Annotated in this window: 12 protein-coding genes and 1 pseudogene; 7 read left to right on the forward strand and 6 right to left on the reverse strand. The window is 59.6% G+C overall.

Annotated features, from left to right (window positions below):
- Window positions 1-13 precede the first annotated feature (13 nt).
- From AB9K37_RS13625 to AB9K37_RS13635, 3 genes are all read right to left on the reverse strand, one after another.
- Window positions 14-706 carry a response regulator gene (locus tag AB9K37_RS13625; RefSeq protein ID WP_369839780.1) on the reverse strand — a complete coding sequence of 231 codons (693 nt, stop codon included), beginning with the start codon at window positions 704-706 and terminating at the stop codon, window positions 14-16.
- 172 nt (window positions 707-878) lie between these two features.
- Window positions 879-2,645 carry a PQQ-dependent methanol/ethanol family dehydrogenase gene (locus AB9K37_RS13630; RefSeq protein WP_369839783.1) on the reverse strand — a complete coding sequence of 589 codons (1,767 nt, stop codon included), beginning with the start codon at window positions 2,643-2,645 and terminating at the stop codon, window positions 879-881.
- Between the two features lie 228 nt (window positions 2,646-2,873).
- Window positions 2,874-3,293, reverse strand: coding sequence for a cytochrome c family protein (locus AB9K37_RS13635; RefSeq protein ID WP_369839786.1), 420 nt, complete (start codon window positions 3,291-3,293; stop codon window positions 2,874-2,876).
- 161 nt (window positions 3,294-3,454) lie between these two features.
- On the opposite strand from AB9K37_RS13635, the gene AB9K37_RS13640 reads away from it, so the two are divergent.
- Together AB9K37_RS13640 and AB9K37_RS13645 are read left to right on the forward strand one after the other, a co-directional pair.
- Window positions 3,455-4,429, forward strand: a complete 975-nt coding sequence (locus AB9K37_RS13640) for an ABC transporter substrate-binding protein (protein ID WP_369839789.1) — start codon at window positions 3,455-3,457, stop codon at window positions 4,427-4,429.
- A gap of 10 nt (window positions 4,430-4,439) precedes the next feature.
- A complete protein-coding gene (locus tag AB9K37_RS13645; RefSeq protein ID WP_369839792.1) occupies window positions 4,440-5,093 on the forward strand; it encodes an ABC transporter ATP-binding protein in 654 nt (217 codons plus the stop codon).
- Window positions 5,094-5,099: 6 nt separating this feature from the next.
- On the opposite strand, the gene AB9K37_RS13650 is transcribed toward AB9K37_RS13645, so the two are convergent.
- The 3 genes from AB9K37_RS13650 to AB9K37_RS13660 form a co-directional block, all read right to left on the reverse strand.
- Window positions 5,100-5,642, reverse strand: coding sequence for a tetratricopeptide repeat protein (locus AB9K37_RS13650; RefSeq protein WP_369839795.1), 543 nt, complete (start codon window positions 5,640-5,642; stop codon window positions 5,100-5,102).
- 66 nt (window positions 5,643-5,708) lie between these two features.
- On the reverse strand, window positions 5,709-6,500 hold the full coding sequence (locus AB9K37_RS13655) for an ABC transporter permease (protein ID WP_369839797.1): 792 nt from the start codon (window positions 6,498-6,500) through the stop codon (window positions 5,709-5,711).
- Window positions 6,497-7,219: an ABC transporter ATP-binding protein gene (locus AB9K37_RS13660; protein WP_369839800.1), complete on the reverse strand. Its 723-nt coding sequence runs from the start codon at window positions 7,217-7,219 to the stop codon at window positions 6,497-6,499. Before AB9K37_RS13660 ends, AB9K37_RS13655 begins: the two co-directional genes overlap by 4 nt.
- A 310-nt stretch (window positions 7,220-7,529) precedes the next feature.
- Between AB9K37_RS13660 and pedF the strand changes: the two genes are divergently transcribed.
- The 5 genes and pseudogenes from pedF to AB9K37_RS13685 all read left to right on the forward strand — a co-directional run bounded on the left by pedF (window position 7,530) and on the right by AB9K37_RS13685 (window position 11,126).
- Window positions 7,530-8,228 (forward strand): cytochrome c-550 PedF, encoded by a 699-nt coding sequence (pedF, locus tag AB9K37_RS13665; protein ID WP_369839803.1) that lies wholly within the window; start codon window positions 7,530-7,532, stop codon window positions 8,226-8,228.
- Between the two features lies 1 nt (window position 8,229).
- Window positions 8,230-9,141 (forward strand): substrate-binding periplasmic protein, encoded by a 912-nt coding sequence (locus AB9K37_RS13670; RefSeq protein ID WP_369839805.1) that lies wholly within the window; start codon window positions 8,230-8,232, stop codon window positions 9,139-9,141.
- A gap of 88 nt (window positions 9,142-9,229) precedes the next feature.
- Window positions 9,230-9,676 (forward strand): annotated as a pseudogene (locus tag AB9K37_RS13675) (CoxG family protein); the annotation flags it as partial.
- Window positions 9,677-9,807: 131 nt separating this feature from the next.
- Window positions 9,808-10,293, forward strand: coding sequence for a (2Fe-2S)-binding protein (locus AB9K37_RS13680; RefSeq protein ID WP_369839807.1), 486 nt, complete (start codon window positions 9,808-9,810; stop codon window positions 10,291-10,293).
- Window positions 10,294-10,334: 41 nt separating this feature from the next.
- Window positions 10,335-11,126 carry a xanthine dehydrogenase family protein subunit M gene (locus AB9K37_RS13685; RefSeq protein ID WP_369839810.1) on the forward strand — a complete coding sequence of 264 codons (792 nt, stop codon included), beginning with the start codon at window positions 10,335-10,337 and terminating at the stop codon, window positions 11,124-11,126.
- Window positions 11,127-11,166: the final 40 nt, after the last annotated feature.

Raw genomic sequence — 11,166 nt, forward strand, 5'->3', positions numbered from 1 at the left:
CGAGGATGTGCGATTACTCGAGGGTTGGCAAGACCCTGTTGAAGTTGGCCTCTTGGGCGATCAGAACCGCCTGAGTCCGGCTATGAACGCCGAGTTTTCGCATGATTGCAGTGACATGAGCCTTTACCGTGGTTTCGGCGATGGACAGGTCATAGGCAATTTGTTTGTTCAGTTTGCCTTCGCAAATCAGATTCAGAATGCGGGCTTGCTGATTTGTGAGAGTCGATAGGCGCTGAAGAGCGTCTTCTTGGTTGCCGCCCTCACCATTTTGTCCGTTGGGATCGATATAGCCCTCGGGCACAAAGGATTGTCCCGCCTTAACGGTGTCATAGGCCATCTGAAAGACCGCCCTTTGCGCTTGTTTCGGGACAAATCCGTTCGCGCCTGCCTGCAAAGCGCGGCTGATCATGCGGTTGTCGGACATGGACGAGGCAATGACAATCGCAGCTTTGGGCGTGGCATTGCGCAGACGGATCAGCCCATCAAGGCCATTCACATCGGGCAGGTTCAGATCAAGGATGATCATCTCGATCTTGGGATCGCCTGTCACAGCCTCGAGTGCCTGTTCGAGCGTTCCCGCGGTGTGGATCTCGCTGAAACTGGCGATCGACCGCAGGGTCAGGGTCAACGCATCGCAAAAGAGCGGGTGGTCATCGACGACCAGCGCATTGCCGACTGCAATCTGAGATGTGGCGCGTTCCTGCATGAATCTTGTCCTCTGGTTCCTCGGTTGAGGATAGCCGCATTTCGCAACCGGCTTCTGTTACCAAAAAGTCTAATAGCACTAGGAATTTCGGGCCAAGACCCCCGCAAGCATACCAAAAGGAAAGGCGCCCGGTCGAAACCGGACGCCTGGGACATGCCTCTTGGGAGAGGAATTAGTTGGCGGACGCCAGCTGCTTGGGCAGTTTGAATGTCCAGACCATGCCACCCTGGTTCAGGTAGTTGACCTTCTTGGCCACTTCACCACCCCAGAGCGGAACCGCGCCGCCCCAGCCGGAGACGACCGAAACATACTGCTCGCCGTCCATTTCCCAGGTGACAGGCTGACCCACGATGCCCGAGCCAGTCTGGAACGACCACAGCTCTTCGCCGGTGGCATCATCCAGAGCGATGAACTTGCCCTCGGGGGTGCCAAAGAACACCAGACCGCCAGCGGTGGTCATCACACCGCCCCAGAGGGGTGCGTCGTTCTTGTATTCCCAGACCCATTCGCCGGTGTCGGGGTCGATCGCCTTCAGGCTGCCGATGTGGTCTTCGTAGTTCGGCTTGATGGTAAAGCCCGAACCCAGATAGGCCGCGCCCTTCTTGTAGGTCACAGGCTCGTTCCAGATGTCCATGCCCCACTCGTTCGAGGGAACGTAGAAGTTGCCGGTGTTCTGGCTGAACGCCATGGGCATCCAGTTCTTACCGCCAAGGAACGAGGGCGACGAGAAGACGACTTCGCCTTTGCCACCGTCCGCTGCCAGTGCCGGATTGCCGGGACGGTTGGGCTCGTTAAAGATCGGACGACCGGTCTCGTCGATGCCATTCGCCCAAGTGATGTCCTTGACGAAGGGGTTGGCAGACACGAACGCACCGTCTTCGCGGTTCAGAACGTAGAAGTAGCCGTTACGGTCCGCAGTTGCGAAGCGCTTGTTGCCCTCGCGGTCGGTATAAGCAACGACTTCGTTCACACCGTCATAGTCCCAGCCTTCGCGGGGAGTGGTCTGGAAGTGCCACTTGATGTCGCCGGTCTTGGGGTCGATGCCGACGCGGCTTGCTGCGTACAGGTTGTCGCCGGTGTTGCCTTCGGTGGGCTCACCTGCGCCGCGCAGCCAGCTGTTCCAAGGGGCAGGGTTACCTGCGCCGAAGACCAGAGTGTCGGTCTCGATGTCATACGAGCCACCCAGCCAGGTCGCGCCGCCACCGGTCTTCCACAGATCGCCGGGCCAGGTCGCGTTCAGGGTGCCGGTCATGGTCGATTCTTCGCCATTCAGGGTGCCCATGTGACCTTCGATCATCGGACGGGTCCAGACGATGTCACCGGTGTCTGCGTTGCGGGCTTGAACTTCGCCGACAATGCCGAATTCGCCGCCCGAGTTACCGGTCACAACCAGACCGTCAACGATCAGGGGTGCCGCGGTGTAGCTGTAGCCCGCCTTGTAGTCCGCGATCTTGTCACGCCAGACAACGTCGCCGGTCTTCAGGTCCAGCGCAACGATGCGTGCGTCCAGAGTACCAAAGAAGATTTTGTCGCCGTAGATCGCCGCACCGCGGTTGATCACGTCACAGCAGGGCAGGATGCCTTCGGGCAGGCGGGCGTCGTACTGCCACAGTTCTTCGCCGGTCATCACGTCGATTGCGTAGAGACGCGAATACGAACCGGTCACATACATGATGCCGTCATAGATCAGCGGCTGGGTCTCTTGACCGCGCTGCTTTTCGCCGCCCATGGAGAAGGCCCATGCCGGAACGAGGTTCTTGACGTTATCTTTGTTCAGGGTTTCCAGCGGCGAGTAACGCTGAAGGTCGCGGCCCATACCGTTGGTGACAACGTTTGACGTGTCCATGCGGTCGTTGGCCAGCATTTCCTCGGTGACTTGCGCGTGCGCGGCGGTCACAGCCAGCGCACTCACCGACATTGCGGCAAGAAGTTTCTTCATTATGTCCTCCCTAGACGGTCAGTTCAGCTCCGAACAATGGAAAATGGAGCAGACCTGAGCGTCAGTATACGGACGCGAGGTTCGAGAGGTATCGGGCCTTAGTCTTACGACCTCTAGAGACTTGACACCGTTTGGCGGGCGCCAGTTCACGTGTTTGTGAGTCGTTTGGACGATGCGGGCTTTTCGGGGTCGAGCCAAAGTACCCGACCCCGATACCGCGCTCAGACTTTATTCCGAGATTGCGCTATTATCTTGCGTAGTGATCGAGGTCAGATAGGCCAGAATAAAATCCTGAACGGTCCGGTCCTCGATTCCCACGTGGCGCATCTTGGTCCCCGGCATGAAGCCGTCATTGTCTTCCATCCAAGCGCGCAGAGCGGCAGGCGTCCAAACAATGCCAGATGCCTCTAGCGTGGTGGAATAATCGTAGTCCTGATAGCTCCCTGCGGCGCGGCCCACGATATTTTCGAGCGGAGGACCGTAAGAGTCGTGGTCGGCATCGGGTGAATGGCAGCGGCGGCACTCGGCCTGAAATAAGGTCTCGCCGGCAGTGATCTTGACCTCTTGGAACGTGCTCTCTGCGGCGATGGCAGGGGCAGCAGACAGGGCGACGACAGCGGCGCTAACAATGGAACAGATACGTTGCATTTTTCCCTCCTTGGGTTGTGCGCCCCAAGGCTAGAAGTCTGCTGTTAGCCGTGGTTTGATGCAGGTCAACGGAAGTGTGTGGGGTACCTCGTCCTTTAGTCGTAATTGCTCTGGGCAACTTACTCGCTAGCCTTGCTCCAACTGTCAGGGAGGACAATGCGATGACTTTTTCAAAGGCGCTCAGCACCGCCTGCGCTGCACTTATTCTAGGTGCAGGCGCGGCGATGGCCGAGACCCCCGTCGTGCGCGCGGCGGTGCTCGAGTTCGGCACTGTGAACTGGGAACTGGACACAATCAAACATTACGGCATGGACACCGAAAACGGATATGAGCTGTCCGTTCAAGGCGTTGCGGGCGGATCTGCCGCGCAAGTCGCGTTTCAGGGCGGAGAGGCTGACGTGATCGTGTCCGACTGGCTGTGGGTCGCGCGTCAGCGTGCGGACGGCCATGATTATGTCTTCGTGCCGTACTCCAAAGCCGTGGGCGGCGTTATGGTGGCGGGCGATAGCACCGCGCAAACCCTTCAGGACCTCAAAGGCCAGAAGATCGGAATCGCCGGTGGCCCCTTGGACAAGAGCTGGCTGATTCTGCAGGCCTATGCACAGCAAGAATACGGGATGGATCTGGCGGCAGAGACCGAGCAGGTCTTTGGCGCGCCGCCGCTGGTTTTCAAAACGGCACTACAGGGCGAGACGCAGGGCGCGATCAATTTCTGGCATTTCATGGCCAAGATGCAGGCCGCTGGGATGCGTCAGCTGATCTCGGTCTCGGATGCCGCACTTGCGTTGGGTCTTGACCCGGAAACGCCGCTCCTTGGTTATGTCTTCAAGGGCGAGATGCTGCGCGAGCACCCCGAAATTCTAGAAGGTTTCGCCGCGTCGTCGCGTTCGGCCAAAACCCTTCTGGCTGAGGATGCCGCTGCATGGGAACGTCTGCGCGACCGCATGAAAGCCAAGAATGACACCCAGTTTGACGCGCTGGTGGCGGGGTTCCGCGCTGGCATTCCCGCCGAGGGAGCTGTTGACGAAGCGGCCGCTGCCAAGATGCTCGCTTTGATGGCCGAGCTTGGCGGTTCTGACCTGATTGGCAATGCAACCACGCTGCCCGACGGCGTGTTTGTCCAGCCCGGCAGCTAGGGCTTGGGTCATGGGACTAAAGCTCGTGGCATCGAATGATGACGTCAGGCAGGAGGCCCAAAGGCCTCCTGTTCTGTCGGTCAAGCTGGATGGCATGGCTTATGGCAGTCGTTCAGTGCTGGGAGCGATGTCACTGACCTTGGGCGCGGGCGAAACGCTCGCGCTGACGGGGCCGTCGGGCATAGGAAAATCCACTTTGGTCCGTATCATCGCGGGCCTCGAGACCGCATATCGCGGAGAGGTGGTCCGACCCGAGCAGATCGGGATGGTCTTTCAAGAGCCGACCTTGATGCCTTGGCGTAGCAATCGAGAGAACCTGACCTTGACCACTGGTGTCTCTGATGCAGGCGCTGACAAGGCATTGGAAGAGGTGGGACTCGGGCGACGGGGCTCGGAATTTCCACGCCAGTTGTCTCTGGGGCAACAGCGCCGTCTGGCGCTGGCCCGTGCGTTCTGTGGCTCGCCAACTCTTCTGTTGCTAGACGAACCCTTTGTTTCGCTTGATCCAAGCTTGGCAGCAGAGATGATGTCGCTCTTCGAAGAGCTAAGAAGACGCAGGAATATCGCAACTTTGATTGTCACCCATTCTGCCGAAGAGGCGACACGTCTGGCGGATCGTATCCTGCGTTTGGATGGCAGCCCCGCGCAGATCGTGCAGGGCTAGGCGCCGTCAGAACAGCGGGGCGTATCGCCAGTTGTCCGCGTCGGGGGTAACTTCGTCCAGATCGTAATCGGCCCCTTGCAGGCGGCGCGCGACCGGCAGGCCATCTTTGGCAGCCTCGTCCACATACTGACGGCCAAGTTCTGCATTCTGAGTGATCCCGTGACCGCGCATCAGGTTGATGCCGTGGTTGAACTTGCCCACAGGATCCCCCAGATCTGCCGCGCGCTGGTCCCATTGGGCGGCGGCGTCGGGGTTATACTCACCGCCAAAGCCGTTGTTCTCCATATAGCTCATCCACGTCATAGCGGCGGTGTAGCCCGCCTCGGCGCAGGCTTCGAAAATTGTACGGGCAGTTTCGTGGTCGCCGGATTTGGTCATCAGATAGCCCGAGGCGCAGACCATCATGTCGACCTCGCCTTCTTGGGCCTTCTTCAGGTTGTTCTGCCAAGTCAGCTCTTCGGGGTTGAGCGTGCCGTCCTCGGGGCCGTATTCGGCGGCGGTTGCTGGGGCCGCTAAAACGGCGGCGATCAGGGCCAAAGTCAGTCGCATGAAAAATCCTCCCGTGCGTGTTTTAGCACGGCACGCCTTATTTTTCACGGTTGCTATGGTCGTAGATCATCCCTTGCGGCGGGTCATACCCCGTTCGGGATCATAGCCCCAGATGGCCAGCAGCATAAACGCGATCAGCGCCAGAGCGGTCCACAGCAGGGCCATCGGCTCGAGCCGCAGGTAGAGCGCGAACCGGATCAACTCGACCGCGTGGGTGAAGGGATTAACCGCACAAATGTCCCGCAGCAGAGGCGAGCTTTCGGCCATTTTCCACAACGGATAGAGCGCCGACGATAGGAAAAACATCGGGAAAATGACGAAGTTCATGACGCCTGCGAAGTTCTCTAGTTGCTTGATAAAGCTGGATAGCGCCAGTCCCAGCGCCCCCAGCATCAGCCCTGCAACGATCAGCGCGGGCAGGGCGGCCAGATAGCCCCACGGCTCGACCGTGATGTCGAATAGCGCGGCCACCGCCAGGAACGTATAGACTTGGAGAATCGAGATTGCGGTAGACCCGCATAGTTTCGAAAACAGCAGCCACCAGCGCGGCAAGGGTGCGGTCAGCAGCAGCCGCATCGATCCCATTTCGCGGTCATAGACCAAGGACAGGCTGCTCTGCATCCCGTTGAACAACAGGATCATTCCGCAGAGGCCGGGGACGATGTATGTCTCGTAAGTGATATAGGTCTGGTAGGGCGGGATGATCGACAGCCCCAGCGCGGCGCGAAAGCCAGCCGCGAAAACCAGTAGCCACATGAGCGGGCGTACCATGGCGGCAATGAACCGTTCGCGTTGATGGACGAAACGCAGTGCCTCGCGTTTGACGATGGCGCTTAGGGCGGTGAGGTAAATGCTCATGCCTGCGCTCCTGTCAGGGACAGGAAATAGTCGGACAGGTCCGCATCCCTGCGCAGGTCGCCCGCGTGGCCGTCGGCCAGCTTTTCCCCTTGGTGGATGACGATCAGACGGTCGGGGTCGTGGACCTCGTCCGTCAGGTGCGTGGCCCAGAGGACGGTCAGGCCATCTTCGGCACAGAGTTGGTGCACGTGGTCCGTAATGCTGCGGCGGGCGGCGGCATCAAGGCCGACGGTCGGCTCATCCAGCAGCAGCACATCCGGTTGATGGATCAAGGCGCGGGCGATTTCCGTGCGGCGGCGGTGGCCCCCGTTCAGGGCGCGGGCCTTTTCCCCCGCGCGCTCGCGCATATTCAAACGGTCCAGTGCAGCGTCGATGCGGGTGCTTGCCTCGCGGCCCGAGAGCCCGTGCAGGCTGGCGAAATAGGACAGGTTTTGGCGCACGCTCAGGTCCAGATCCAGCGTCTGGTTCTGAAAGACGACGCCCATGCGGGCAAGGGCGGCGCGGGGCTGTGCCTTGAGATCATGACCTGCAATCTCGATCCGCCCTTCGGACGTCGTGAAAAGCCGAGTGAGTAGACCGTAGAGCGTTGATTTTCCGGCACCGTTTGGCCCCAGTAGAGCCCCGAATGCACCAGCCTCTAGGGTAAAGGACACGCCCTTCAGGGCCTCTTTCGCGCCGTAACGATAGCGCAGATTTTCGACATGCAGGCCTACGGTCATGCGGTGTCGCCCCTCCCTCTGATATGCTGCGGTGGGCTAGTCGACCCAATCGTCCCGCGCCCGATCAGACTGCACGCAAAGCGCAGGCGCGGGCAAGGGGCTGATGCCCCCACCAGACCGCCACAAAAGTCGGAGTCGGTGTGTGGGGCGATTGCCAGAAGGCTGTCGAGGGCGACAAATACGACCAAGGTCCAAACTCTATAGCCGTTCGTTTGTCGCGTCCCCCAACCAAGGTCTAATACCGCTCATCCTCGCTGCATTTATAACAAAACAAAAAGACGCGAACACGGGATCACGGAGGAGACCCCCAATGCCCAAAACAATTTCGACCCTCGCCCTAGGTGGCGCGGCGATGGCCCTGACCGCGACACTCGCGCTGGCTCATGGCGATGTGACCCCTCAGGCTGTGAACACCGAGGGCCTGCCCGCCGTAGGTGACGAATGGCTGACCGAAAACCCCTACCGCGCGGAGGAAGCGGGCCAGGAGGTTTGGGAAAAAGCGATTGCGATTGGCGACTCTGGCTACAACCAGAACTGCGCACGCTGCCATGGTTTGGGCGTTGTTTCGGGCGGTCTGGCCCCTGATCTGCGTTTCCTTGAAGCCGAGGAATATGGCGACGAATGGTACGTAGAGCGTTTCCAGTATGGCTACACCCAGAACGGCATCACCAAGATGCCTGCCTTCGGTGAACTGCTGGGCCAAGAGGCCGCGTGGGCGATCCGTACCTACATCGAAACCCGTCCTGATCAGGACCAGATCGACGAGCTGACACCCGAACTGCTGGCTCTGCGTGACAAGCTGGCAGCCATGGCTGACGGCGGCGAAGGCGACGCGGATGCGATCCACGACGAACTGGCCGAAATCGCTGGCGGCATCGAGACTTTGTCCGGCGCACCGGTCGCGGACAGTGTGGCAAGCCGCGCGGCGCACATCCTCGAGAAAGGTGGCGATGATGCCTATCACAAGGCAGCCGAGACCCTGACCATCGGCCTCTCGTCGGCGCACTAAGATGCAGCGGACAAGAGCCCTCTCTCTCCCCGCTCTTGTTCTCTCTTTGGTCGTGGGCGGCGTCACCGCTGCCCACGCCGAGGACCCTTGCGCGGATTACGTCCCTCAGGAAAAACCTCAGAATGCCAGCCGCGATATCGTGGGGCTGGATTTGGACCAGATCATGGACCAAGGCTCCATGCTCTTTGCGGTCTACGAGGATTATCCGCCCTACAGCTGGATGGAAAACGGCCAGCCCAAGGGCGTGGATGTCGAAATTGCCAAGCTGATTGCCGAGTATATCGGCGTCGAACCCAAGTTCAATTTCGTGATGTCCGGCGAAAATCTGGAAGCGGACCTGCGGGTCAACATCTGGAAAGGGTCCAATCTGGGCGGACGCATCGCCAACGTGATGATGCGCATTCCCTATGATTCCAAATTCAAATGTCGGGTCGAACAGGTGACGTTCAGCGGCCAATATGCGGCCGAGAGCATCGCCATCGCCTACGACAAAGCGAGTTATCCCGAAGATCTGCCTGTGCCGGCCTATTTCCGGTTCGACAAGGTCTCGGTCGAGAATGACTCGATTTCCGATTTCTACTTGGGTGGCATGGCGGGCGGTCAGATGATGACCAACATCGTCCGCTTCCCGACCATGGAAGGCGCCATGGAAGCGCTGGCGAATCAAGAGGTCAAAGCCGCGATGGGGCCTATGGGCCAACTGGAGTATGGCGCAACCGAAACGATTGGCATTCACCAGCCGTCTCTGGCCGGTTTTGCGGTGTCAAAGTGGACTTTGGGCACGGCTGTGCACTTCAGCTACAAGGCGCTGAGCTACATGGTGGACGATGCCATCGCTGCCGGACTGGCTGATGGACGGATTGCTCAGATTTACGCAGATTTCGGAATGACCCATCAGGAACCCGTGCGGTAAACCAGACGGTAAAATCCTCTCTTTGACTTATCTGTCAAATCAGGGTCAGGTCTGACCCTGATCATTGACCCAAGGGAGGATCACGACCGTGCAGATGACCGACACCCGCGAAATCGCCGCCAGCCCCGAAGCTGTTTGGGCTGCAATCCTTGATCCCGAAGTCCTGAAACAGTGCGTTCCGGGATGCGAGAGTATGGAAGGCAACCCCACCGAGGGCTTTGACGCGATTGTTCTCCAGAAGGTCGGACCAGTGAAGGCGAAATTCTCTGGCAAGGTCACCTTGCAGGATATGGATCCGCCACGATCGGTCACCTTGGTCGGCGAAGGCAAAGGCGGTGCTGCCGGTTTTGCCAAGGGCCAGGCGACTGTCACTCTGGCTCCGACCGAGGCTGGCACGGCCCTGACCTATGAGGTCGATGCGAAAGTGGGTGGCAAGCTCGCGCAGCTTGGCAGCCGTGTGATCGACGGCTTTGCCAAAAAGATGGCCGATCAATTTTTCTCCAACTTTCAAGGCGTCGTCGAGGGATCGACGGAGTAGCCAGCCTTTGGGGCACAGTGCGTTCGCCAGAAATTGAGCGAAGTGGCGAAAAAGGATTTATCAAATCCGCGTTGCCGTGACAGGTTGGACCCAAGAGACCAAGCGACTGCAAGCAAGGAGGGGGCGACATGGCTCAGGTTCGGATGACCATCAATGGTCAAGAGATAGAGGCTGAGGTAGAGCCGAACCGCTTGCTGGTAGAGCTTCTCCGAGAGGATTTGAAGCTCACCGGAACGCATGTGGGCTGCGACACCAGCCAGTGCGGTGCATGTGTCGTCCATGTAAACGGATTGGCGGTCAAAGCCTGCACCATGCTCGCGATCGAGGCGGGTGGAGCAGAAATCACTACGATCGAAGGCATCGCCGCGCCCGATGGAACCCTGAGCCGCGTGCAGCAGGCCTTTCAGGATCACCATGGCTTGCAGTGCGGGTTTTGCACCCCGGGCATGGTGATGACCGCCACAAAGCTCTTGGAACAGATCCCGCGACCGACCGAGGCTGAAATTCGTCATCACCTAGAGGGCAATATTTGCCGCTGCACTGGCTACCACAACATTGTCAAAGCTATTCTTGCAGCGTCTGGTCAGGACGTCTCGCAGCTGTCTGCGGCATGACGCCAAGTCTTGATTGTACATCGTAAACCCGGAGGAGAGCCATGTACGCGTTCGATTTCGAAAAGCCGACCACTGTCGAAGCCGCTGTTGCCGCTCTGTCCGACGAGGATGCACAGGCGCTGTCGGGCGGGCAGACATTGATCCCGACCCTAAAGCAGCGCTTGGCGATGCCGTCAAAGCTTGTGAGTCTAGCGAGTATCCCCGAGTTACAAGGCGTGTGCCGTAACGACGCCGGGCAGGTCTGTGTCGGGGCCGCAACTACCCATGCAGCGGTGGCGTCTGAGGTTGCGACGGCATACCCCGCGCTCGCGGCGTTGGCCGGGAATATTGGCGATCCGGCGGTGCGGAACCGTGGGACCATTGGTGGCAGCGTTGCGAACAACGACCCCTCGGCGTGCTATCCGGCTGCGGTCTTGGCCTCTGGCGCAACACTGATCACAAACACCCGTGAAATCCCGGCTGATACATTTTTTGATGGAATGTTCACCACCATACTCGACGAGGGTGAAATCCTCACCGAGATCCGGTTCCCCGTTCCGCAGGCGGCGGACTACCAGAAGTTCGTGCAGCCCGCATCGCGCTTTGCGCTGGTGGGTGTCTTCGTGGCCAATTTCGCGGAGGGCGCCCGTGTGGCGGTGACCGGCGCGTCGAACGATGGTGTCTTCCGCTGGACCGAGGCCGAAGAAGCGCTGAGCGCGAACTTCAGCCCCGATGCGATCAACGGTCTGACCGTGGACGCAGGCGACATGATCGGCGATCTGCATGGCACGCCGGAATATCGCGCGCACCTTGTGGGCGTGATGACCAAGCGCGCGGTTGCAGCTGCCAGCTGATCTTCGATTGGTTTGAAAAAGAGGGCGCGTCGGGAAACCG

Source organism: Donghicola sp. XS_ASV15, assembly GCF_041224595.1.
Lineage (GTDB): Bacteria > Pseudomonadota > Alphaproteobacteria > Rhodobacterales > Rhodobacteraceae > Donghicola.

Bases quoted from the DNA above. Each gene is read 5' to 3' on its own strand.
- AB9K37_RS13625 (WP_369839780.1), bottom strand. From the start codon at position 706: ATGCAGGAACGCGCCACATCTCAGATTGCAGTCGGCAATGCGCTGGTC.
- AB9K37_RS13630 (WP_369839783.1), bottom strand. From the start codon at position 2,645: ATGAAGAAACTTCTTGCCGCAATGTCGGTGAGTGCGCTGGCTGTGACC.
- AB9K37_RS13635 (WP_369839786.1), bottom strand. From the start codon at position 3,293: ATGCAACGTATCTGTTCCATTGTTAGCGCCGCTGTCGTCGCCCTGTCT.
- AB9K37_RS13640 (WP_369839789.1), top strand. From the start codon at position 3,455: ATGACTTTTTCAAAGGCGCTCAGCACCGCCTGCGCTGCACTTATTCTA.
- AB9K37_RS13645 (WP_369839792.1), top strand. From the start codon at position 4,440: ATGGGACTAAAGCTCGTGGCATCGAATGATGACGTCAGGCAGGAGGCC.
- AB9K37_RS13650 (WP_369839795.1), bottom strand. From the start codon at position 5,642: ATGCGACTGACTTTGGCCCTGATCGCCGCCGTTTTAGCGGCCCCAGCA.
- AB9K37_RS13655 (WP_369839797.1), bottom strand. From the start codon at position 6,500: ATGAGCATTTACCTCACCGCCCTAAGCGCCATCGTCAAACGCGAGGCA.
- AB9K37_RS13660 (WP_369839800.1), bottom strand. From the start codon at position 7,219: ATGACCGTAGGCCTGCATGTCGAAAATCTGCGCTATCGTTACGGCGCG.
- pedF (WP_369839803.1), top strand. From the start codon at position 7,530: ATGCCCAAAACAATTTCGACCCTCGCCCTAGGTGGCGCGGCGATGGCC.
- AB9K37_RS13670 (WP_369839805.1), top strand. From the start codon at position 8,230: ATGCAGCGGACAAGAGCCCTCTCTCTCCCCGCTCTTGTTCTCTCTTTG.
- AB9K37_RS13680 (WP_369839807.1), top strand. From the start codon at position 9,808: ATGGCTCAGGTTCGGATGACCATCAATGGTCAAGAGATAGAGGCTGAG.
- AB9K37_RS13685 (WP_369839810.1), top strand. From the start codon at position 10,335: ATGTACGCGTTCGATTTCGAAAAGCCGACCACTGTCGAAGCCGCTGTT.